The following is a 22,274-nucleotide window of genomic DNA, read 5'->3' as shown; positions in this document are numbered from 1 at the left end:
GCTGCGGGCGGCATAATGCGTACCTCAACGGAGAGCGCGCATGCATAGCGGTGGTCTGGAACTGGCTCTGGTGCTGATGCTGGCCGCCATCGTGGCGGTGCCGGTGTTCAAGCGCTTCGGCCTGGGCGCGGTATTGGCCTATCTGGTCGCCGGTGTGGTGCTCGGGCCCGATGGCGTGGGCGTGGTGCAGGATGCCGAGCGCATCAGCGGCGCGGCCGAAATCGGCGTGGTGATGCTGCTGTTCGTAATCGGCCTGGAACTGTCGCCGGCCCGCCTGAAGGTGATGCGTCATTCGGTGTTCGGCGCCGGCGCCACCCAGGTAGTGGTGACCACGCTGATCCTGGGTGGCCTGCTGATGCTCGGCAACCTGGGCTGGAAAAGCGCGTTGATCGTCGGCGTGGCGCTGGCGTTGTCGTCCACCGCGGTGGGCCTGCAGCTGCTGGCCGAACGCAAGGCGCTCAATAGCGACTACGGGCGCCTGGCGTTCGCCATCTTGCTGTTTCAGGATCTGATCGCCATTCCGTTGCTGGCGGCGATTCCGTTGCTCGGCGGCAGCAAGAACGCCACGCTGGCGTGGCCGGACGTGGCCAAGGCGGTCGCGGCACTGGCGCTGGTGATCCTGTGCGGACGCTTCGTGCTGCGCTATCTGTTCAACATGGTGGCGCGCACGCGCATGCCGGAAGTGTTCACCGCCAGCGCCTTGCTGGTGGTGCTGGGCACCGCCTGGATCATGCAGGAAGCCGGATTGAGCGCCAGCCTGGGTGCGTTTCTGGCTGGTGTGCTGCTGGCCGATTCGGAATTCCGCCACGAGCTCGAATCGCAGATCGAGCCGTTCGAAGGATTGCTGCTGGGGCTGTTCTTCATCTCGGTGGGCATGGGGATCGATCTGAACCGGGTGGTCGCCGAGCCCTGGTTGATCGCCAGCGGCGTGGCGATCCTGCTGGTGGTGAAGTTCTCGCTGCTGGTCGGCATCGGCAGCGTGGCTAGGCTGCCGCTGCGCAGCAGCCTGATGCTGGGCAGCGTGTTGTGGCTGGGCGGCGAGTTCGCCTTCGTGGTGTTCAACGAGGCCGATCGGGTCGGCTTGCTGGAGCGCGCCAACCACGACCGGCTGGTGGCCATCGTCGGCGTGTCGATGGCGCTGACGCCGCTGTTGCTGCTCGGCATGCAGCGCATCCTCAACGGGCCGCTGCGGCTGCATGCGCCCAAGTCCGACCGCCCGTTCGACACCATCGATGCGCAGACGCCCAAGGTGCTGGTCGCCGGCATGGGCCGCTTCGGTCAGGTGGTCGCGCGCCTGCTCACCGCGCGGCATGTGCCGTTCGTGGCACTGGAACACAACCCGGATACCGTGGAAGACCTGCGCCGCTTCGGCAGCCAGCTGTACTACGGCGACCCCACGCGACCGGAACTGCTGCGCGCCGCCGGCGCCGATCGCATCAAGGTGTTCGTGATCGCGGTGGACGACCCGGAGACCAACATCAAGACGGTGCGGCTGATCCGCCGCCTGTACCCGCAGGCCACCGTGCTGGCACGTGCACGCAATCGCCAGCACGCCTGGAAACTGATGGACCTGGGTGCCGAACCGTTTCGCGAGGTGTTTGCCTCCAGCCTGGAACTGAGCGAACGCGTGCTGACCTCGCTCGGACTGGGCGAGGCGGTCGCCAGGGATCATGTCAAACGGTTCCGCCAGCACGACGAAGAGTTACTGCATCGCCAACACCTTGTCTATGACGACGAAGCCAAGGTGATCCAGACCTCGCGCGACGCACGCACGGATCTGATGAATCTGTTCGAGGCCGACGTGAAGGCCGAACCCGCGCCCACCACGCAGGATCGCTGAGCGTTTCGTAGGAGCATGCCTGCGCGCGACCAGGCATTACCGATAAAGCCCGTCGCGCGCAGGCACGCTCCTACGTGGAGCTGCGGCGGCTGTATGCCGCTCGCCTCCGTCAGCGGCGTGGTGTACGCGCTGCGGTCTTGCTGGCCGACGTCTTCGCTGCGCCCTTGCCCGCCGCGGTTTTGCCGGCGGTCTTTGCGACCTTGCCGGTTGCGCGTTTGCCCACGGCGCTCTTGGCCGCGCTGCTAGGCGCCGTAGCCGCATCCTGCGATGGTCTTGCTGAAGCCGCGGATGCGCGTTTGGCTGGCGCCTTGCTGACCTTTTTGGCTGGCGCCTTGGTGACCTTGGCGACCTTCTTGGCAGATTTGCCGGTGGCTTTCTTGATCGGCGTCGTGGCGCTGCCACGCGCTTCCGGTGCGCGCCGCGGCGGTGGCTTGCGGCCCGGGGTGAGCGCGCGCCAGGCGTGTCCGCCGTTCATGGCCAGCAAGGCATCGGCAGCCGATGGGCCAGCGCTGCCGGCGGCATAGTTGGGGAAGTCGCTGGGCGGTTGCTTCCAGGCGTCCAGGATCGGTTGCACGATGCGCCAGGCACCTTCCACCATTGCCGCGTCCTGGAACAGGCCGGCTTCGCCATTCATGCAGTCCTGCAGCAAACGCTCGTAGCCCACCGTGTATTCCTTGGGGAACCAGTCGCGGTAGCGGAAGTCCATGCGCACCGGTGCCAGACTGACCTGCGCGCCTGGGCGCTTGACATCGAACTGCAGCGAAATACCTTCGTCAGGCTGGATGTGCAACACCAGCCAGTCGGGGCCGTAACCGCCCACCTCGGTGCTGCGGAACGGCGCCAGCGGCGCAGGCTTGAAGCGGATCGCGATCTCGGTGGTGCGCTCGCGCAAACGCTTGCCGGTGCGCAGGTAGAACGGCACGCCGGCCCAGCGCCAGGTGTCGACCTGCAGTTTCATCGCCACGTAGGTTTCGGTTTCCGAATCTTCCGGCACCGTGTCTTCTTCGCGATACCCCGGCACTGCGCTGCGACTCACCGCACCGGAGGCGTACTGGCCGCGCACCACGTCTTCGGGCTTGATCGGGCGCACCGCTTCGATCACCTCGGCGCGGCGCCGATGCATCGCTTCGGTGGTGAACGCGGCCGGCGGTTCCATCGCAATCATCGCCAGCAACTGGAACAGGTGATTGGGCACCATGTCGCGCAGACAGCCGGTGGGATCGTAGAAACGTCCGCGCCCTTCCACCCCGATGGTTTCGGCGGCGGTGATCTGCACATGGTCGATGCGGTCGCGGTTCCACACCGGCTCGAACAGGCCATTGGCGAAGCGGAACGCCAGGATGTTCTGCACGGTTTCCTTGCCGAGGAAATGGTCGATGCGGAACACCTGATCCTCGTGCAGGACCTTGGCGACGGTGGCGTTGAGCGCGACGGCGCTGGGCAGATCGTGGCCGAACGGTTTTTCCACGATGACCCGACGCCAGCCCTCGCCCTCGCGTTGCTTGACCAGCCCGGCGCCGCCCAGGTTGAGCAACACCGGCTCGAAGAAGCGCGCGGCGGTGGCCAGGTAAAACAGCACGTTGCCCTGGGTGCCGTAGCGCTTGTGCAGTTTTTCCAGTGCGGCATCCAAGGTTTGATAGGCGCCCAGGTCGGTGAAATCGCCGCGCAGATAATGCATGCGCTCGCGCAGCCATTCCCAGGTGCCGGTATCGAACTCGTCGGTCTGGAATTCGGCATCGCGGCTGCTGAGCAGGGCGGTCATCGACTGGCCCATCATCGTACGCCACGAACGCTCGCTGATATCGCCGTGATCCATGCCGACGATGGCGAACTGCTCGCCCAGTGCGCCGGAACGACGCAAGTTGTACAGCGCCGGCATCACCAGGCGCTTGGTCAGATCGCCGCGCGCACCGAACACCACGATGATGCACGGCGGGGTTGTGGCTTGTTCGTTCATGGATGTGTTTCCTCTTCGCCCATGCGTCCGTGCAGGCGCAATGCCGCATTGACCAGAGCCACGTGGGAATACCCTTGCGGGAAGTTGCCAAGCATGCGTTTGCTGCGCGGGTCGTACTCTTCGGCGAGCAGGCCCACGTCGTTACACAGCCCGAGCAGACGTTCGAGCAGGACCCGTGCCTGCTCGGTGCGCCCGAGCAGGGCGTAGTTTTCCACCAGCCAGAAGCTGCAGGCAAGAAAGGTGCCCTCGCCGGCCGGCAAGCCGTCGGCGCTGTCGTCGGCGCGATAGCGTTCGACCAATCCATCGATGGTCAGATCGCGTGCAATCACATCGGCGGTTGCGGCGATGCGCGGATCATCGGCCGGCAGGAACCCCACGATCGGGATCAGCAACAACGCCGCATCCAGGCGATCGGAGCCGTAGCTCTGCACGAAGTGACCGTCCGGGTGCACGCCCTTTTCAAGCACTTCGGCGCGGATGTCGTCGGCGATGCGCCCCCAGTGCGCGCGCTTGGCCGCATCGGCGTCGGTGATGCCATCGCGCGCGCCGCAATCGAATGCCAGCCAGGCCATCACCTTGGAATGCACGAAATGACGGCGCTCGTCGCGGATTTCCCAGATGCCTTCGTCGGGCAGGCGCCACACCGTTTCCAGCGTCTCCAGCACCTTCTCCAGCAACGATGCCGACGAGCCCTCGTCATCGGACGGCGGCGCCACGCCCTTTTCGCGCGCGTAATGCAACGCGCCGATCAGCTCGCCGTAGACGTCGAGCTGGAACTGATCCACCGCACCGTTGCCGATACGCACCGGGCCGGAATTTTCATAGCCGGGCAGCCAGTGCGCTTCCCATTCCTGCAGCCGGCGCTCACCGGCGATGCCGTAGAGCGCCTGCAGCTGATCCGGCGAACCGGCGATGGCGCGTTGCACCCAATCGCGGAAGGCCCCTGCTTCATCGCGGTACCCGGCCTGCAGCAAGGCAATCAGCGTGAACACCGAATCGCGCAGCCAGCAGTAGCGGTAGTCCCAGTTGCGGGTGCCGCCCAGATGCTCCGGCAGTGATGCAGTGGGCGCAGCGACGATGCCGCCGGTCGGTAGATAGCTGAGCCCTTTCAACACCACCAACGAGCGACGCACCTGCGCGGTCCAGGGGCCGACATCGGTGCAGCGACGCGCCCAGCCATGCCAGAACGCGGTCGTGCGTTGCAGCGCCTGTTCCGGATCGATCGCCGCCGGCGTGGGCTGATGCGACAGGCCGTGGCTGAGCAGAAACCAGGTACTCTCGCCCTGACGCAGCGTGAAGTCGGTTTCGGTGCCCATGTCCTCGCCGTGCAGCGCCTGCGGCGAGCGCAGGGCAAGCTGGTCGGGGCCGGCAATGGCGCGGATGCCACCATCGATGTGCGTCACCCATGGCACGGTACGGCCATAGTTGAAGCGGAAGGTCAGGCGCATGTGCATCGGCACCTCGCCCTGCACGCACCGCACGATCCGCACCAGGTGCTGGTGGCCGTCGCCTTCGTCGCTGGCACCCATGAAGTCGACCAGTTCCACCGTGCCGGTGTCGGTGCGCATGCGCGTGCACAACACCAGGCTGTCGTCTTCATAGGCACGTTCACTGCGAAAGTCGCCGGCCGGCGACAACGCCCATTGCCCGTGCTGCTCATCGCCCAGCAGGGATGCGAAAAACGCGTCGGAATCGAAACGTGGCAGACACAGCCAGTCGATGGTGCCGCGGTGGTCGACCAGGGCCGCGCTGTGGCAATTGCCCAGCATGGCATGGTCCTCGATACGTGAAACCATTGTGTTTGTCGTTGGCTGGAAAGACCTCAGTCTGCCCGCAACCGCGTTTGCTTCACGTAAGGGCGGCGACGCGCGCATGCGGCGGCGGCTACACTGCGTTGGCACATGAATGCCTATCCCGCCGCCGCCCTACGTGTCCTGGTCCTGGAGGACGATCCGATGCTGCGCGAGCGCATCTTGCTACCCGGTCTCCGCCGTTTCGGTTTCGATTCCCACGGTTGCGGCACCGGCGCCGAACTGCAGTCGCGACTGCAGGCCGATCCGACCGACATCGTCGTGCTCGATGTCGGCCTGCCCGATACCGACGGCTTCACCTTGGCCCGCGATCTGCGCCAACGGCATCCCGGCATTGGCATTGTCATGCTGACCAGCCTGGGCCAGACCGAAGACCGGGTGCGCGGACTCACCGGCGGCGCCGACGCCTATCTTTCCAAGCCGGTGGAGATCGACTTGCTGGCGGCGACGCTGCACAGCCTGACCCGGCGCCTAGGCCGCGCGCCCTCTGCACCGGTACGCGGCCGTTGGCAGCTGAGCGAGGATGGCTGGTGCCTGCTGGCCCCCTCTGGTGCCGTCGCCGCGCTGACCGCGAGCGAGCGACGGCTGTGCCAGCGCCTGCTCCAGCAGCCCGGCTTACTGGTCTCGCGCGAGGCGCTGATCGCAGCGCTGACCGACCACGTGTACGACTTCGACATGCACCGGCTCGACTCGATGGTGCACCGCCTGCGCAGCAAGGCACAGCGCCGCTGCGGCGCCGCGCTGCCGCTGGCAGCGGTGCACGGCGAGGGCTACATCCTCGATCCGAGCGGCTGAGCGCGCCCCGCCGCAACGGCGAGCCGGTGCCGCCACCCGGTCGTCGGGACACATGGTGCAGCCCGCCGAGCACGGTCGGTCCTGTGCCAGACACGCCACGGGCCAGTGCGGCGAACGACTCCGGTCACGCGCATCGAGCGACGTGCCGGCCATGCCGTTTGCCAGGGAATGAGAGCACTTCCGCAAAATGCGCGGAAGGCTGACCGCCTTCACTGCGGCCATCGCACCGGCCCTGGCAGACAGCCCATGAGGCTAGGCCGGCGACGCTCCGGATAGCCTCGCCGGATCACCTCCCGTCTATTGCCGCGCGACGATCGTGAGATCGGCGTAGGTGCCGGTGAGCTTGATGTAGTAAGTGCCCGCCTTCGGGGCAGTGAAGCGCACCGTTTCCGTGTTGCTGTTGCTGCGCACAGAACGCGCATCGCTGTCGGTCGCCGACGGCACACGCTCGAAGGCCGCGTACATCGACACGTTGCCCGTGCCGCCGAAGGTCATGAAGCTCAGCGTCTTGCCCGCCTCGGATCGGAAAGAAAAAACGGCATCATCGCCGGAACTGGCCAGCCCCCTGAGTTCGAGCTTGTTGTCGAGCAACATGGTCGGGGGCGCACAGTTGCTCGTGCAGGGCGCTTCGGTGGCATTGCGCAGCAAGGCATCCAGATTCAGGATGCCCGATCCCATCGGAGTGGCGGTCGGGACGGACACGGGAAACGGCCTGGTCGTCTTCCTCAGCAATTCGCGCATCTGATCCCATTTCAACGGTGTGGGTGCCACGCTTTGCACCATTGCCACGGCAGCAGCCACGTGCGGCGAGGCCATCGATGTGCCTGTGAAGCCGCCCAGAATCCAGTTCGCCGTGGGACGCGTGGTTCCCTCGTTGACGACCTGGAAGATGTAGCCGTCGGGATCGCCATCGATGCCGCCGCCGCCGCCGGGCGCCGATAGATCCACGCGCTGCCCCCAACTGGAGTACGACGCCTTTCCACCCGTCACGCGCGTCGCACCGACGACGATGACGTTGCTGCAGCTGCCCATCGTGTACGTGCCGGCATCGGCGTTGGAGTTGCCGGCCGCCACCACCACGATCGTCCCCATCTGGGTGACCTTGTCGATCGCATCCTGGTAGAGCGTCGGACACGTCTGGGGTCCTCCGCTTCCCAGGCTCATGTTGATGACCTCTGCGGGATTGGGATTGGTCGGCAGCCCAGCGACGGGCGCGCCCGCCGCCCACAGGATGCCGTCGGCAATGTCGCTGCCGAAGCCACCGCAGGACCCCAGCACACGCACCGGAAGGACTTTTGCGTCGAAGGCCAACCCCGCCACACCAATGTTGTTGTTGGTCTGCTGGGCGATCGTGCCTGCCACATGGGACCCGTGCCAGGAACTGCCCTCCGGTGGGTTGCCGTCCCATCCAAGTGCATCGCAATAGTTGGCCTCGACCCAGTCGCCGACGTCCCAGCCGCCCGGAGCGCGTCCGTCGCTGTCGCGCCTGGACACGCGCCTGTCGGTGATCATGTCATAGCCCGGCAGGACATTGGTCTGTAGTTCCGGGTTGTTCTCCACGATGCCGGTATCCACGACCGCCACGACGACGCCTTTGCCGGTCGAGATATCCCAGCCCTTCTCGGCGCGGACACCACCGGTGGGGTTGTAGAAATTCCACTGAAGTCGCTGCGAATTGGGGTCGTTCGGAACGAACGTCGGCCCCATCACACGTCCCGTGTCTGCACGGCGATAGAGCCGATCGACCTCAACCGTCTCCACGGAGGAATCGGCCGCCAGCTCCCGCATGAAGCTCGCCGACTCGGCGTCCGTCAGCTTTCTCGACGCTTGCACGACGTACCATCCGGGCACCGCCATGCTACGCAGCACCTGCGCCTGGGCGGCCGGCACGCCGGCCGGGCGTGCGCCGGGGGCGGTAGTCCCGACCAGCCCCGCGCGACGAACCGAGCTCGCCAGCGCATCGCTGAGAACGGCGCGCGGCACGGCAGAAGTCTTGGTCTTCACCACGAAGCGCTGCCCACGCTCCAAGGGTTGCTGCTGGTTCTGAATCGGATCGCGCGTCACCGTGCGGTCGATGCCGCCTTGCGCTGCGAGAGCCGTCGCGGTGGACAAGACCAAAGTGATGCCGATTGCGAGGGGAGTACGCTTCTTCATGAGTCTCTCTCTGGTTCAGTAGGAAAAAAAGAAGTGTGATCAGAGATCGACACCAAAGCCGACACCCGCGGTCTTTTCGTCGCCACTGAAGGCGCCGCCCAAGCTGAAGGACGCGCGCTCGCCGATCTTCTTGGCATACCCCACCGACAGCGCCCTCTCGCCGCTCTGGAAGCCGGCACCCACCGCGATGCGACCGCGTTCGCTTTGCACGCCCGCCGCGTTGGTGGCCATGCTGACCATGGCCGAGGTCATCGCACCCTGACGATCCAAGCGACGATCGACTGTCTGGAAGCGCCGGTCCATGTCGTCGCGGTACTGATCCATCTGTGTACTCCAGTCCGCCAGGCGGCGATCCGTGTAGGACTTCGCCTCGGCCACGCCCGAGCGCACTTGATCGACGTTGGCCGCATCGGTTGCCTCGGTGCCGGCTGCGACGCGGGTGATCTGCCGGGCGCTTTGTGCATTACCGACCGATACCGTGTTCGCGCGTTCGGCCACGGCGCCCTGCCCCAGCGCGACGGATCCTTCCGCCGTCGCGCTCGCTCCCTGGCCAATGGCCGTGCCCTGGGCTGCCGACACGCTGGCGCCATCGCCTACCGACACACCATTGTCGGCACTGACCGATGCCGAGGCACCGACCGCCACCGACTGGGTGCCGGGCGCGACCGTCGCGGCGCCGGTTCGACCCACCGCCACGCCTCTGTCGGCGCCGGCGCCGGCGCTGGCGTCGTCATCCATCCGCGTCTCGATCCCGCTCACGCGCAGGCCCAGCGCCGCCATCCTGGCATTGGCTTCGGTGGCAAAGTCGATGAAGCCGCCGGACATCTGCCGCAGCTGGGAAAGATTGACCGCATCGGTATCGCGCGTGCCCGCCGCGACATTGACGATCTGGCGCTCGCCGCCCGCATGTCCGACCGAGATGGTATTGCCGCGATCGGCGATCGAGTTGGAACCGAGCGCCACGCTGTCGTCGATGATCAACGGCGCGTTGGGGTCGGTCGACAGACTCCATCCGCCGACGAAGGCGCCCGGGCCGATCGCGACGGACCGGCTGCCGTAGACCTCCGAGCGCCAGCCCATCGCCAGGCTGTCGGTGTACAGAATGGGTTCTGGAAGGCTGCCAAAGGAGCCGGCCCAGACGGTGCCACCGCCCATCGCCAGGCTGTTGCGACCAGCCGCCCAGGATCCGTTGCCCAGTGCAGTGCTGTTCTCGTTGTTGGCCATCGCGCCCGCGCCCACCGCCGTCGACCCGGCCGCCCACGCGTTGGCATTGCTACCGAGCGCCACGGAATTGGACGCGAGCGCCCTCGCACCGGAGCCCACCGCAGTGGCCCAATCCGCCCTTGCCTCGGCGCGATCGCCGATCGAGGTCGCATCGTAGCCTGTGGCCCTGGCGACGTAGCCGATCGCGATCGAACGTATGCCCGACGCCTGCGCCAAGGCACCTAGCGACGTTGCCGCATACTCCGTTGCCTGAGCGCCGCCGCCGATCGCCGTCGATAGCCGGCCGGAAGCTTGCGTGTTCTGCAGGACGCTGCCCGCGAAATCGGAGCCCAGCTCGTCTTCCTGGACGTCGACGATGCCACCCAGCGCCACCGCCGACTTGCCCTCGGTGAGGGTGCCTGCACCGATGGCGGTATTGAAATCTCCCTTGGCCTGAGCACCCGCCCCGTTCGCCGTCGACGCCATTCCGATTGCCGTCGTTTGCTGGTTGATCACAGCACCGAAGTCGTTGCCCGGGGTAAAGTCCAGTGCCAGCCTCCCACCCACGGCCGTCGAAGAAGCGCCTTGGGCAAAGCTATCGGTGCCCAGTGCTGTCGCTGCATCCGCGTATGCGACCGCGCCGGCACCGAGCGCGGAAGCTCCAGCACCGATCGCGGACGACGCTTCGCCTGCCGCAAGCGTGTTTTCGCCCTCGACGTAAGCGCCCGCACTGCTTTCGCTGCTGCCCCCCGCCTGAAAGTAGAGCGCGACATCCGCCGTCTCCAATGCCTGTGGAAGTAGCAACGCATTGGGCACATGGCCGCCGTTATCGGCCTGTTGCGCGTGCAGGGTCGGCGCCAGCAGCAAACCGATGGCGATTGCCCCACTCAGATGCAGGCGTCGCGGCGCGCAGTTCCTCGTGAAGATCTGGACGCCGCTGCGGTCGGACGGCAGTGAAGGATGGTTGATCTGGTTCATTGGCTTTCTCGGCAAATAAATAGAAACAAGGCGCGCAGGGACCACACTGCTGAGACGCCTCCCCCTGATTGCGACGTCCTTGTCTTGGCCCTGTCACCCCGATCGGGTAACGTCGCGCCCCCAGCCGAGAACATAGACGCGCCACCAGCTAGTTGTCACCAGCGACTTCTCACAGCAAGATCACCGAATTCTCACCGCCCCGAGCCCGGCTCCGACCATGCCCAGTCCCATCTTGCGTTGGCTCGACCGCTTGCCGATCGCCGACGCTGTGGACCGGCGCAATGCGCGTGTCATCCAGGTGTTGTTGCTGTTTCTGGCGCTCACCATCCCCGCCACCATGGCCTTCGGTATCGCGGTGACATGGGAAGCGCTCAGCCGAGGCGACTTCCCCTGGCCTCTTGCCGTCTCGCTGGGTTTCAGCGCACTTCTCTCGGTGTTGGCGATGATCGGCGTCTGGATGATTCGCCGCGGTCGGTTTCGACCGACCGTGCGCATGCTGCTCGCCGCGCTGATCACGATGCTGTTCGTCAATGCGCTGGTCAACGGCTTCGAGCGGCAACTTCCCGATCAGCTGGCGCAGATGTTGGTGCTGATCCTGAGCGGACTGGTCCTCGGGCGGAAACCGCTTTGGCTGACCTTTGGCTTGCTCGTGATGGCGGTCGGGATAGGCGCGGCGCGGGACGCGATGGTGCTATACGACGAGACACCGTTGCGCGCGCTCTACAACGTGCCATCTACGCTTTTCAGCTATTTCCTCGTGTCAATCCTAATCGACCGGACGACCGAGGCGTTACGAGAGACGTTGCGGCAATCGAACGAGCGCGGAGAAGCATTGGCGATCGAGATCCGGGAACGCGAGCGCACGCATGCGCAACTAATTCATGCCCAGAAGCGCGAAGTCGCCGAACGTACGGCGAGCGGAATGGCGCATGACTTCAACAACATCCTCTCGGTCATCGCTGGGTTCTCGGCCGAGCGGCACCATGACGATGGCGGCACCGACGTCGAGCGCGTCGAGCAACTCGAGGACAGCTTGGCGGCGGTGGAAGCAACCGCACGACGCGGAATGGCGATCGGCCGCCGCCTGCTCCGTTTCAGCCGCCTGGACGAAGCGAGAGCAGAGGTCTTCGATGCGGGCGATGCAATCGACGTCCTGGGGCCAATGCTGCGGCGGCTACTGGAAGCCCCGATCGTGCTGCAGTACGAACGCCCCGACACGCGATGTCACATCCTGTTCGACCGGAGTGAGTTCGAACTAATTCTGCTCAACCTTGCCTCCAATGCGCGCGACGCCATCAAGGGCAACGGGACGTTTTTCATCGCAGTGCGATCCACGACCGACCGCGTGATCGTCGTCGTCGCAGACAGCGGCGAAGGCATGCCTGCCGAAGTCGCCGCGCGCGTTTTCGAGCCATTTTTCAGCACAAAACCTGCCGATAGCGGCACCGGACTCGGCCTGACCGTTGTCCATGACCTCATCACGAAGGCGAGCGGGAGCATCAGCGTGCAGAGCGCCCCCGGGCGCGGCACGACGTTTCGAATGGAATTTCCGCGTTCCCACTAGAGCGCAGACGGCGACTCTGCCGGATCAGGCCGAAATGCGACCGAGGCGACAATGCCCGAGACCGTTCGTCGCGCATCCGGTCGTTCGTAGAATGCAGGCGTACCGGCTACCATGCACCGCTCCTTACGCATGGCCGTCGCCGATCTGACCAGCCGAGCTTCCTCTGGGCATGGATGCCGGGGTGGCCGGGCGCTCGCGCAGCTCCGTCTTCAGGCGCCAAGGAAACGTCCGCAGCCTTCGGGTACAAATGCGACGGCACGCGCCTGCCGTACGCCACAATGTCCGGCTAACCGCAGCCCAGGCATGCAATGCGCAGCCGGCGCGCCTAACGGCCTTCGCGCAGGAAGCGCGCCATCGAGGACACACCCGGCAAGGCGGGTTCGAACTGGCCGGCCACATCGATGAAGCCGCGCATGATCGCGATCTCGCGCGGGGTGCGGTTGAGCGCGTCGCGGCGGTCGGCATCGGCGCCGGCCCGCAGCAGGCGCTGCACCAGCAACGGCAGACCGTGCAGCGCGGCCAGGTGCAACGGGCCGAAGCCGCGTTGATCGGCCACATCCAGCGACACGTCTTCGTCGAGCAGGCGTTCGACGCCGGCCAGTACCACCTGCTCGTCGCAGGCAGTGCCCGGCTCGGCGCGTGCACCCAGCACCAGCAACAAGGCGCTGACCCGGCCACCGGCCAGATAGTCCGGGTCGGCGCCGGCCAGCAGCAAGGTATCCAGCAAGGCCAGCAGGCGGCTCTTGTCGCGCGCGGTGAAGCCATACAGCGCGGCGCAATGCAGCGGCGCCAGACCCTGGTCGTCGTTGGCGTGCACATCGGCGGCCGCAGTGAGCAGGCGCGCCACAATATCCGGCAGGCCCAGCGCACAGGCCAGCATCAGCACGGTGACGCCGCCGGGCAGGCGATGCTCGATCTGCGCACCGGCCTGCAGCAACGCGGCCACGATCTCGGTCTGACGCATGCTCACCGCCGCCGACAACGGCGTGGCGCCGCTATTGGCTGCGCGTTGCGGGTCTGCGTGGCGATCGAGCAGATGCGCCACCACCCCCAGATGGCCGCCACCGGCGGCACGCAGCAACGCGGTGCAGCCCTGGGCATCGATGGCATCGACCGGCAGGCCGAGATCGATCAGGCGCCGCACCGCATCGGTGTCGCCGACCATCGCGGCGGCCGGCACATCCGCCTCGCGCAGGCTGCGGTGTGGCAGCGACCAGATGCGCCAGTCCAGCCAGTCGGCCAGGTCGCGGCGGCCGATCGACAGCGCCACGCCCAGCGGGGTCTGTCCGTCGGCAGCGCGCGCTTCCGGCGAGGCGCCCTGCTTGACCAGCAACTTCAGCGATGCCTCGCGGCCCAGCGCGGTGGCCAGATGCAGCGCGGTCATGCCGTGGCTGTCGCGCGCCTCGCGGTCCACGCCGTGTTCCAGCAACCACTGCTGCAGGCGCAGCCAGCCCAGCCGCACCGCCAGCGACAAGGGTGGATCGCCGGCGGCCGACGCGGCGAACGGGTCGGCGCCGCGTTCGAGCAGTTCCAGCGCGAACTGTTCCAGCCCGCGCGATGCCGCATCGTGCTGCACGCAGGCGCTGAGCAGCCGTGTCAGACCGCCGGCACCGGCCGGCGACACGCCATGGCGCAGCAGCGCCTGCAGCGCCGGCACCGCTTCCACGCCCCGTGAGAGCAGCGCAAACATCGGCACATCGCCGCAGGCATCGCGCACCTCGGCATCGGCACCGTGGCGCAGCAGCCAGTCCACCGCATCGGCGTTCAAGGCCAGGTGCGCGTCGTGCAGCAGACCGCCAAGTTCTTCCGGGCCGCACAGGCGGGCCAGTGCGACCAGCCCGTCGCGTTGACCGAACTGCAGGCCTTCGCGCAGCAGCACCAACGGCGGGCGGTCGGGCAGCAGCGCAACGCCGGGGGTCTCGCCCTGCGCATCACTGACCGCCGCCGGCAATGGATAGCCGGGATCGAGCAGTTGCACGATCGCCCAGCGCCCGGCTTCGGCGGCAACATCCACCGCGCGCCGGCCGTGCGCGTCGGTGCTGTCGGCCGGCACCTGCAGGTCGAGCAGGCGCCGGATCAGGGCCGGCGACACACTGTCGGCGGCGCAGGCCAGCATCACCGCATTGCGGCCCTCGCCGTCGATGGCCAGCACATCGGCCTTGCGCGCGACCAGGCGTTCGAGCACGCCGCTGCGCGCCTGCCGCGCCGCATCCAGCCACGGCGTACGGCCAAGCAGATCGCGCGCTTCCAGATTGGCGCCGGCCGCCAGCAGCGCCTCGACGATGTCGCCGTGCCCGGCCAGGGCGGCTTCGTGCAGGGCACTGCGGCGCTGGCGGTCGCGCGCATCCACGCGCGCCTTGTGCTTGAGCAACAGTTGCACGCCGGCCGGGTCGTCTTCCTCGGTGCCGGCCGCCGCCAGCAGCACCGGCGCGCCACCGTCCGGCTCGGAATGCGCGCCGCGTTCCAGCAGGAACTTGGCCAGCCGCCAGTTGCCGACCTGGCAGGCCATCGCCAGCGGCGAGTGGCCTTCGTTGTTGAGCGCGTCGAGCTCGGCGGCGGCATCGCGCAGCAGCGCGGCCACGCCCGGGTCGGAACTGCGCACCGCGTGATGCAGCGGCGTGTTGCCGTCGTTGTCGCTGGCGCGCGGGTCAGCGCCGTTGGCCAGCAGCGTCATCACCGCGTCCGGGCGGCCGTGCCAGCTGTCGCGGGTGGCGGCCAGCAACGGGGTCATGCCGCGGTGCGGCTGGTTGACGTCGACACGGCGCACGATCAGCTCGCGCAGCAGGCGCAGGTCCGGCAGCACCGCGGCCAGCGCGGGCAGGCTGCGTTGGTCGCGCCACTCCGGCAGCGGCATCGCCTGCGGGTCGGCGCCGGCATCGAGCAACTGCAGCGCGCGGTCCACGCGTCCGCTGCGCGCGGCCTCGAACAGCTCGGGCACCAGTTGATGCTGGGCCACCGGCTCCAGCGGACGCGGCTCGGCCGCCGCTTCGGAAAAGAAATCGGCCGCCTGCAGCGCCGCCGGGGCGTCGCTGCGTCCCGGCGCGGCGGTGCGCTGCAACAGCAGATGGGCGGCCGGCAGCAGCACGCTGGCGGCGATCGCCAGACTCCAGCGCAAGCTGCTCGACAGCCAGCCCGGCCAGGCCAGCGCCACCACCAGCGTGCACATCGCCAGTACCAGCGCAGCGGCGAGCAGGCCGCGCCAGGCGTGCAACTCCTGCGTCGCCAGCGCATGCCAGCGCGGGGCCAGGGCGCCGCCATCGCGCTCGACCTCGCCCCACAGCGGCCAGGTCCGCCACAGCCCGAGCAGCGCAGCGCTGACCGCCACACTCAGGGCCAACGCGGCAGCCAGGCTGCCGCTGTCGCGCAGGGCGGTCAGCGGCCAGCTGATCAGGGCGGCCAGCGCCAGCAGGCCCACGCCCCAGACCGTCAGCAGCGGCGGCAGGGCCTGCGCAACCGCGCGCGGCGGGCTGGGCAATGCGCGGGTACCGCGCGCCCACGACACCGCCAGCGCGAACGCCGGCTGTGCCAGCCACAGCGCCACCGCGGCAACACCGCCGCCGATGCCGCCCAGCAACGACAACGCCACGCCGGCCGCCCCGGCCAGCGCTGCGGCCCGCACGCGTGCGGCCCGTGCGGCCTCAGTCATAGTCGCACTCGCCCGCCAGCACCACCGTCTTGGGCAGCTGCAGATAGAAGCCATGCTTGCCAAGTGCGTCGCGCACCGTGGCCACGTCGGCCTGCGCCAGGCGGCGCTCGGGCGTCAACGCCACCTCCAGCACGAACGCGAACGGCGCCAGCTGCGCGTGCACGGCGGCGGGAAGACCGGAGAAGTCGTCGCGCGTGGCGAGATAGACGAAGGTGTCCTGCTTGCGTTGGCTTTTATAGACGTAGGCGTGCATGCGCGCGTGGTCGCGCTCGATCGGCAAGTGTGTCGCAGGATTGTGTCCCAATTGCGCCGATGGCGAAAGCGCGGCAACACGCGAAAACCCCAGCCGCGTCAGCGACATGACCGGCACGTTCAGGTGCGTCATCGACGGGAAGCGGACCCGCCATCGATATACTGAGCCCACTTCTTGCCAGCCGGACCACCGTGAGCCAAGCGCAGCATTCGTCCCAGATGGCCCCGGTCGCCGTCACCGCTTTTACCTCCACCACCGCGCTCGGCGCCGGGCGCGATGCCCAGGCCGCCGCCCTGGCTGCTCGCCGCAGCGGGATGCGTCGCAACGATTTCGGCCCGCAACCGCTGCCGTGCTGGATCGGCCGCATCGACGGCGTGGAAGACGTGGTCCTGCCGGAGTTCCTGCACGGCTGGGACTGCCGCAACAATCGCCTGGCCTGGCTGGCCCTGCAGCAGGACGGCATGGCCGAGGCCGTGCAGGCCGCCGCGCAGCGCTACGGCGCCGAGCGCGTGGCGGTGATCATCGGCACCTCCACCTCCAGCATCGGTGCCAGCGAAGAGGCCTACACGCGCCTGGTCGAAGATGCCGACGGCGCGCGTTTCCCAGACGATCTGGATCGCCCGATCGTGCACACCCCGCACTCGCTGGGCGACTTCGTGCAGCACGCCACCGGCCTGCGCGGCCCGAGCGTGACCGTGGCCACCGCCTGTTCGTCCAGCGCCAAGGTATTTGCCCAGGCCGCGCGCCTGATCGATGCCGGGGTGGTGGATGCCGCCCTGGTCGGCGGCGTGGATACCTTGTGCGGCAGCGTGCTGTTCGGCTTCAACTCGCTGCAGGTGGTGGCGCCGGAGCTGTGCCAGCCGTTCGATGCGCGCCGGGTCGGCCTGAGTCTGGGCGAGGCCGGCGGCTTTGCCCTGCTCGAACGCACCGCCGCCGCGCCGGACGCAACGCTGTGGCTATACGGGTATGGCGAATCCAGCGATGCGCACCATATGTCCGCCCCGCATCCGCAGGGCCTGGGCGCGCAGCTGGCGATGCGCGGCGCGCTCGAACGCGCCGGCCTGGCGCCGGCCGCGGTGGGCTACCTGAACCTGCACGGCACTGCCACCCCGGCCAATGACAGCGTCGAAGCCGCCGCGGTGGCGGCGATCTTCCCGGCCACCCTGCACGCCAGCTCGACCAAGGCCTGGACCGGCCACACCCTGGGCGCAGCCGGCATCGTCGAGTCGGTGATCGCGCTGCTGGCGCTGCGCGACGGCGTGCTGCCGGGCACGCTCAACAGCGAAGTGCCTGACCCCGCCTGCGGCCCGCAGATCCGTTTCGACAATGCCCATTCCAAGATCGATTACGCAATGAACAACTCCTTCGGTTTTGGCGGCAACAACTGCTCGCTGCTGTTCGGGCAGGCCCGCTGATGCTGGCTGCCACCATCGAGGGGATCGGCTTCTGGACCCAGGGCCTGCCGAGCTGGGATGCCGCTGCGGCGTTCGTGCGCGGCGGCGCGTTGCAGGACACCGGGGCACGCCCGGCGCCGCAGCTGCTGGCCGCCAACGAGCGCCGCCGCGCACCGGACACGGTGGCGGTCTCGCTGGAGGCCGCGCTGGCCGCCTGCACCGCCGCCGGGCGCGAGCCGGCCAGCCTGCCGTCGATCTTCACTTCCACGTACGGCGATCTGGCCATCTCCGACTACATGTGCACCACCCTGGCCAGCGACCCCACGGCAATCTCGCCGACCAAGTTCCACAACTCGGTGCACAACGCCGCGGCTGGCTACTGGACCATCGGCGCCGGGGCGATGACTCCGGCCACCGCGATCAGCGCCAGCCTGGGCAGCTTCGCGCAGGGCCTGCTGGAGGCGCTGGTCCAACGCGCCGCCGGCATGGACGCGGTGCTGCTGGCCGGCTACGACGCCCGCTCGGTCGGGCCGCTGGGCCGGGTCGCCCCCAGCCAGGGGCTGCTCGGCGGTGCGCTGGTGCTGGGCGTGCCCGGCCAGCCCGGAAAGCTGCAGCTGCGGGCGCGGCTGGACGACGGCACGCCCTCGCCGGGCGAGGGGCCGCTGTCGCGACATGTCGCCTGCAATGCGATGGCGCCGATGCTGCCGCTGTTCGACCTGATCGCCGCTGGCGGCGAGCGCGTGGCGCTGTACGCCGGCCCGGGGCGGGTGTTGCGCGTGGAGCTCCAGCAGTGAGCCGGCAGCCACTGACCCGCGACGACACCGCGATCCTGGTGCCGGCGCTGAACGAGTCGCTGCGCATCCGCGAAGTGGTCAACGATGCACTGACCTATTGCTCCAACGTGATCGTGATCGACGACGGGTCCGACGATGGCACCGCCGATTGCATCGCCGGCCTGCCGATCACCTTGATCCGGCATCCGCAGCGCAAGGGCAAGGGCGCCGCGTTGCGCAGCGGGTTTGCGCAGGCGCAGCGGATGGGCATGCGCGCAGTGATGACCATGGACGGCGACGGCCAGCACAAGGCCGCCGATTTCCCGCGTCTGTTGGCCGCGGCCAACCGCCACCCCGGCTGCGTCATCGTCGGTGCACGCATGCGCAAGCGCGCCACCCAGCCCACCATCCGCCGCATCGGCAACGATTTCGGCGACTGGGGCATCGCCTGGGCCTGCGGCTTCCAGCTGGTCGACAGCCAGAGCGGCCAGCGCCTGTATCCGGCCTCGGTGTTCACCCTGCCCGAGGTGCCCGGCGAGGGCTTCGTATTCGAAGCGCAACTGCTGATTTCCGCCGCACGCCAGGCCGGCGCGCGCGTGGTCGCGGTGCCGATCGAAACCCGCTACGCCGGCACCTCGCCGGGCACGTTCCGCAAGAGCCATTTTCGCCTGGTGCGCGATCTGTGGGAAATCACCTCGCATGTGGTGGTCCAGGCCTGGAGCTACGGGCATATCTGGCGCGAGTACCGCCGCGTGCGCGCCAACCCGGTGCTGATCGACGACGCTGACGGCGAATTTGCTACTGTGCCGGCGATTACCAAGAGCAAGCCATCTCCATGAATGCACAGCGTGCCGACGTCGTTATCACCGGTGGTGGCCTGGCCGGACTGAGTCTGGCCCTGCAGCTACGCCAACGCGATCCGGAACTGGCGATCACCGTGCTGGAGCGCCGTGCGCACCCGGTGCGCGAGGCGGCGTTCAAGGTGGGCGAGTCCACGGTGGAGATCGGCGCGCACTACTTCGCCGAGGTCTTGGGCCTGCGCGAGCATCTGGAGACCGAGCAGATCCGCAAGTTCGGCTTCCGCTTCTTCTTCTCCGACAAGCGCGAGGACATCGACCGCTGCACCGAGCTGGGCGTCAGCCAGATCCTGCCGACCCCGTCGTGGCAGATCGATCGCGGCCGCTTCGAAAATTTCCTCGGCGAGCGCGCCCGCGCGCAGGGCATCACGTTTGTCGACAGCTGCAGCGTCAAGGGCGTGGACCTGTCCGATGACCAGGCCGACCACGCCGTGCGCTACGAGCGCGCGGGCGAGGCCGGCACGCTGAGCGCACGCTGGGTGGTGGATGCCAGCGGCCGCGCCGGCCTGCTCAAGCGCAAGCTCGGCCTGGCGCAGGACAATGCGCACGACGCCAACGCGGTGTGGTGGCGCGTGGAAGGCCTGATCGACCCCAATGTCTGGTCGCAGGACAGCAGCTGGCTGCAGCGCTGCACGCCGCCGGACCGCTGGCGCTCGACCAACCACATGTGCGGGCCGGGCTACTGGTTCTGGCTGATTCCGCTGTCATCCGGCGCGCATTCGCTGGGCATCGTCTGCGATGCGTCGATGCACCCGCTGGACACCATGAACACCCACGCCAAGGCGATGACCTGGTTGCGCACGCATCAGCCGCAGGTCGCCGCCACGCTCGACAAGGCCGACTACCGGCTGCAGGACTTCCTGTTCCTGCGCAATTTCTCTTATGGCTGCAAGCAGGTGTTCTCGCCGCAGCGCTGGGCGCTGACCGGCGAAGCGGGTTTGTTCCTGGACCCGTTCTATTCGCCCGGCAGCGACTTCATTGCGATTTCCAACACCTACATCTGCGAACTGATCGGCCGCGACCGCGCCGGCAGGTCGCTCAGCCCGTACGTCGAGCTGTATCAGCAGCTGTATTTCTCGTTCTACGAAAACACCCTGACCCTGTATCAGGACCAGTACGCGCTGTTCGGCGACGCGCAGGTCATGCCGGTCAAGGTAATCTGGGATTACACCTACTACTGGTCGTTGCTGGCGCCGTTGTTCTGCAGCGGACGCATCGCCGACCTCAGCCTGCTCTCGCGCATGAAGTCGGATTTCTTCTATGCGCGCGACATGAATCTGGCGATGCAACGTGTGCTGCACGACTGGGGCCAGCACAACGCTGCACAAGGCCTGGCCGCCGACGATGGGCGCCTGCTCGATCAATACCTGATCGGCTGGTTCAACGAACTCAATGGCGCCTTGAACGCCACCCTCGACGACGACGCCTTTGCCGCACGCATCCACAGCAACGTGGCGCAGATGGCGGTGCTGGCACGCGAGATCCTGCAGCAGGCACGCCAGCGCCATCCCGCACTGCCGGACCATGGGCTGGATGCCTTGACCGCCAACGCCATCGGCGAGCCGATCCTCACCGCCGCCTGGTACGCCGACGCGGCGTGAGTTTTAGAATCGCGTCGGCAACGGCGCGTGCGTTTCTGCATTCAAACCTAGCACCTATACTTCGGGCATCCGCACTCACAGGAGGTGAGCCATGTATCGAAGTCTGTTCTATCCGCTTGTCCTGGCAATCGCCGGCGCGATCAGTACGCAGGCTGTGGCGCAAAACATCGTGCAATACGTCCCCGAACCGCTGCTGATGAACGGTAGCGACCTGGTTCCTGTGTGTCGGCGTGCCGCTGAAACCCATTACCTTGCACAAGGCGCCAGCATCTACAACTGGACGGCGTCGTATCACGATCGCGGCGATGGCCTGTATGTCGACGGCCGCCTGCGTGCCAATGGCAATACCGTGTCGGTGCATTGCAGTGCCGCGCGCGGTGCGCACGAGCGCGATCTGGTCATGAGGATCGACGAGACCGGTGGCTAATTCGGTATGCACTGCTGTCGATGTGCAGCGCAGTGTTCCGATGAAACTGAGCTGATCCTAGACCGCACCTCATCGAAGAGCCGCGCAGCGTGCATTGCTTGCACCATGCACACCGACCATCTCGACTGGTCCTTGCCCGCCCACCGTCGCGGGACCTTACGCGGCATGGATGCCGCGTAAGAGCTTACAAGGACGTACTTGCAGCGTGTCCTTCGATGGTGGGCGGGCAAGGACCCCGCAGCAAACCAGCAGATCACCCGCCCTCAGCCCATTCCACCATTGATGCCGATGACCTGGCCGTTGATGTAACCGGCTGACTCCGAACACAGGAACGCGACCAATGCGGCCACTTCGTCGGGCTTGCCGACGCGGCCGGCCGGCACCAGTTGCTTGATCACTTCCGGGGCGAAGCTTTCGCCGACCATCTCGCTTTCGATCACGCCTGGCGCGACCACGTTGACCGCGATGCCGCGGCTGGCCATCTCGCGCGACAGCGATTTGCTAGCACCATGCAAGGCGGCCTTGGCCGCGGCGTAATTGGTCTGCCCGCGATTGCCCAGCACTGCCGCCACCGACGACACGCTGACGATGCGGCCCCAGCGCGTACGCGCCATCGGCAGCAGCAGCGACTGGGTGACGTTGAAGAACCCGTGCAGCGACACGTCGATGACCCGATGCCACTGTTCGGCGCTCATGCCGGCCATCGGCGCATCGTCGTGGATGCCGGCGTTGTTGACCACGATCTGGATCGGGCCGGCCTCCAGCAGGCTCGCCAACGCCACCGCGCTGGCCTGCGCATCGGCCACGTCGAATGCCACCGCCTGGGCGCTGCCGCCGTCTGCCACGATCGCTGCGACCACGGCATCGGCGCGGGCGATGTTGCGGTTGGCATGCACGATCACATGGCGCCCCTGCGCCGCCAACTGACGGCAGATCGCACCACCAAGATCGCCGCTGCCGCCGGTGACGAGTGCGCGGCGCTGTGGAATGGAAGTGCTCATGGAAGCCTCGATGAAAGCCG

At 67.5% G+C, this 22,274-nt stretch carries 15 protein-coding genes; 8 read left to right on the top strand and 7 right to left on the bottom strand.

Going from position 1 to position 22,274, the window contains the following annotated elements; genetic code table 11:
- Positions 1–40: 40 nt before the first annotated feature.
- The gene (locus FHT08_RS17650) at positions 41–1,840 is read left to right on the top strand and encodes a monovalent cation:proton antiporter-2 (CPA2) family protein (protein WP_104537648.1); all 1,800 of its coding nucleotides are present in this window, start codon (positions 41–43) and stop codon (positions 1,838–1,840) included.
- A gap of 109 nt (positions 1,841–1,949) precedes the next feature.
- Here FHT08_RS17650 and zwf read toward each other — a convergent pair whose 3' ends face one another.
- Together zwf and FHT08_RS17640 are read right to left on the bottom strand one after the other, a co-directional pair.
- Positions 1,950–3,797, bottom strand: a complete 1,848-nt coding sequence (gene zwf / locus FHT08_RS17645) for a glucose-6-phosphate dehydrogenase (protein ID WP_166776080.1) — start codon at positions 3,795–3,797, stop codon at positions 1,950–1,952.
- On the bottom strand, positions 3,794–5,593 hold the full coding sequence (locus FHT08_RS17640; RefSeq protein WP_166776078.1) for a glycoside hydrolase family 15 protein: 1,800 nt from the start codon (positions 5,591–5,593) through the stop codon (positions 3,794–3,796). The genes zwf and FHT08_RS17640 overlap by 4 nt, the downstream gene beginning before the upstream one ends.
- A gap of 105 nt (positions 5,594–5,698) precedes the next feature.
- Here FHT08_RS17640 and FHT08_RS17635 point away from each other — a divergent pair, with 105 nt between their 5' ends.
- Positions 5,699–6,403 carry a response regulator transcription factor gene (locus FHT08_RS17635; RefSeq protein WP_166776076.1) on the top strand — a complete coding sequence of 235 codons (705 nt, stop codon included), beginning with the start codon at positions 5,699–5,701 and terminating at the stop codon, positions 6,401–6,403.
- A gap of 297 nt (positions 6,404–6,700) precedes the next feature.
- Here the strand turns inward: FHT08_RS17635 and FHT08_RS17630 are convergent, their stop codons facing one another.
- Both FHT08_RS17630 and FHT08_RS17625 read right to left on the bottom strand, forming a co-directional pair.
- Entirely contained in the window at positions 6,701–8,557 is a 1,857-nt protein-coding gene (locus tag FHT08_RS17630; protein ID WP_166776074.1) for a S8 family peptidase, read from the bottom strand.
- Positions 8,558–8,596: 39 nt separating this feature from the next.
- Positions 8,597–10,738: a YadA-like family protein gene (locus FHT08_RS17625; protein WP_166776072.1), complete on the bottom strand. Its 2,142-nt coding sequence runs from the start codon at positions 10,736–10,738 to the stop codon at positions 8,597–8,599.
- A gap of 217 nt (positions 10,739–10,955) precedes the next feature.
- Here FHT08_RS17625 and FHT08_RS17620 point away from each other — a divergent pair, with 217 nt between their 5' ends.
- Positions 10,956–12,302 carry an ATP-binding protein gene (locus FHT08_RS17620; RefSeq protein ID WP_166776070.1) on the top strand — a complete coding sequence of 449 codons (1,347 nt, stop codon included), beginning with the start codon at positions 10,956–10,958 and terminating at the stop codon, positions 12,300–12,302.
- Between the two features lie 325 nt (positions 12,303–12,627).
- On the opposite strand, the gene FHT08_RS17615 is transcribed toward FHT08_RS17620, so the two are convergent.
- Positions 12,628–15,948 (bottom strand): ankyrin repeat domain-containing protein, encoded by a 3,321-nt coding sequence (locus tag FHT08_RS17615; RefSeq protein WP_166776068.1) that lies wholly within the window; start codon positions 15,946–15,948, stop codon positions 12,628–12,630.
- Positions 15,941–16,201, bottom strand: a complete 261-nt coding sequence (locus tag FHT08_RS17610; protein ID WP_104585241.1) for a YcgL domain-containing protein — start codon at positions 16,199–16,201, stop codon at positions 15,941–15,943. The genes FHT08_RS17615 and FHT08_RS17610 overlap by 8 nt, the downstream gene beginning before the upstream one ends.
- 218 nt (positions 16,202–16,419) lie before the next feature.
- On the opposite strand from FHT08_RS17610, the gene FHT08_RS17605 reads away from it, so the two are divergent.
- The 5 genes from FHT08_RS17605 to FHT08_RS17585 all read left to right on the top strand — a co-directional run bounded on the left by FHT08_RS17605 (position 16,420) and on the right by FHT08_RS17585 (position 21,253).
- Positions 16,420–17,616 (top strand): beta-ketoacyl-[acyl-carrier-protein] synthase family protein, encoded by a 1,197-nt coding sequence (locus FHT08_RS17605; RefSeq protein WP_166776065.1) that lies wholly within the window; start codon positions 16,420–16,422, stop codon positions 17,614–17,616.
- Positions 17,616–18,389 (top strand): beta-ketoacyl synthase chain length factor, encoded by a 774-nt coding sequence (locus tag FHT08_RS17600; RefSeq protein WP_166776063.1) that lies wholly within the window; start codon positions 17,616–17,618, stop codon positions 18,387–18,389. The genes FHT08_RS17605 and FHT08_RS17600 overlap by 1 nt, the downstream gene beginning before the upstream one ends.
- Positions 18,386–19,207, top strand: a complete 822-nt coding sequence (locus FHT08_RS17595; protein ID WP_104537641.1) for a glycosyltransferase family 2 protein — start codon at positions 18,386–18,388, stop codon at positions 19,205–19,207. Before FHT08_RS17600 ends, FHT08_RS17595 begins: the two co-directional genes overlap by 4 nt.
- Positions 19,204–20,826: an NAD(P)/FAD-dependent oxidoreductase gene (locus FHT08_RS17590; protein ID WP_166776061.1), complete on the top strand. Its 1,623-nt coding sequence runs from the start codon at positions 19,204–19,206 to the stop codon at positions 20,824–20,826. Before FHT08_RS17595 ends, FHT08_RS17590 begins: the two co-directional genes overlap by 4 nt.
- 91 nt (positions 20,827–20,917) lie before the next feature.
- Positions 20,918–21,253: a hypothetical protein gene (locus FHT08_RS17585; RefSeq protein ID WP_208409108.1), complete on the top strand. Its 336-nt coding sequence runs from the start codon at positions 20,918–20,920 to the stop codon at positions 21,251–21,253.
- Between the two features lie 263 nt (positions 21,254–21,516).
- On the opposite strand, the gene fabG is transcribed toward FHT08_RS17585, so the two are convergent.
- The gene (gene fabG, locus FHT08_RS17575) at positions 21,517–22,254 is read right to left on the bottom strand and encodes a 3-oxoacyl-ACP reductase FabG (RefSeq protein ID WP_166776059.1); all 738 of its coding nucleotides are present in this window, start codon (positions 22,252–22,254) and stop codon (positions 21,517–21,519) included.
- Between the last annotated feature and the right edge of the window lie 20 nt (positions 22,255–22,274).

Source organism: Xanthomonas sp. CFBP 8151, assembly GCF_011761885.1.
Lineage (GTDB): Bacteria > Pseudomonadota > Gammaproteobacteria > Xanthomonadales > Xanthomonadaceae > Xanthomonas > Xanthomonas arboricola_B.
The sequence above is the reverse complement of the archived record's forward strand: the minus strand, read 5'-3'. Positions and strand labels throughout refer to the sequence as shown.

Excerpts from the sequence above, each read along its gene's own strand:
- FHT08_RS17650 (WP_104537648.1), top strand. The coding sequence starts at position 41 with ATGCATAGCGGTGGTCTGGAACTGGCTCTGGTGCTGATGCTGGCCGCC.
- zwf (WP_166776080.1), bottom strand. The coding sequence starts at position 3,797 with ATGAACGAACAAGCCACAACCCCGCCGTGCATCATCGTGGTGTTCGGT.
- FHT08_RS17640 (WP_166776078.1), bottom strand. The coding sequence starts at position 5,593 with ATGGTTTCACGTATCGAGGACCATGCCATGCTGGGCAATTGCCACAGC.
- FHT08_RS17635 (WP_166776076.1), top strand. The coding sequence starts at position 5,699 with ATGAATGCCTATCCCGCCGCCGCCCTACGTGTCCTGGTCCTGGAGGAC.
- FHT08_RS17630 (WP_166776074.1), bottom strand. The coding sequence starts at position 8,557 with ATGAAGAAGCGTACTCCCCTCGCAATCGGCATCACTTTGGTCTTGTCC.
- FHT08_RS17625 (WP_166776072.1), bottom strand. The coding sequence starts at position 10,738 with ATGAACCAGATCAACCATCCTTCACTGCCGTCCGACCGCAGCGGCGTC.
- FHT08_RS17620 (WP_166776070.1), top strand. The coding sequence starts at position 10,956 with ATGCCCAGTCCCATCTTGCGTTGGCTCGACCGCTTGCCGATCGCCGAC.
- FHT08_RS17615 (WP_166776068.1), bottom strand. The coding sequence starts at position 15,948 with ATGACTGAGGCCGCACGGGCCGCACGCGTGCGGGCCGCAGCGCTGGCC.
- FHT08_RS17610 (WP_104585241.1), bottom strand. The coding sequence starts at position 16,201 with ATGCACGCCTACGTCTATAAAAGCCAACGCAAGCAGGACACCTTCGTC.
- FHT08_RS17605 (WP_166776065.1), top strand. The coding sequence starts at position 16,420 with ATGGCCCCGGTCGCCGTCACCGCTTTTACCTCCACCACCGCGCTCGGC.
- FHT08_RS17600 (WP_166776063.1), top strand. The coding sequence starts at position 17,616 with ATGCTGGCTGCCACCATCGAGGGGATCGGCTTCTGGACCCAGGGCCTG.
- FHT08_RS17590 (WP_166776061.1), top strand. The coding sequence starts at position 19,204 with ATGAATGCACAGCGTGCCGACGTCGTTATCACCGGTGGTGGCCTGGCC.
- FHT08_RS17585 (WP_208409108.1), top strand. The coding sequence starts at position 20,918 with ATGTATCGAAGTCTGTTCTATCCGCTTGTCCTGGCAATCGCCGGCGCG.
- fabG (WP_166776059.1), bottom strand. The coding sequence starts at position 22,254 with ATGAGCACTTCCATTCCACAGCGCCGCGCACTCGTCACCGGCGGCAGC.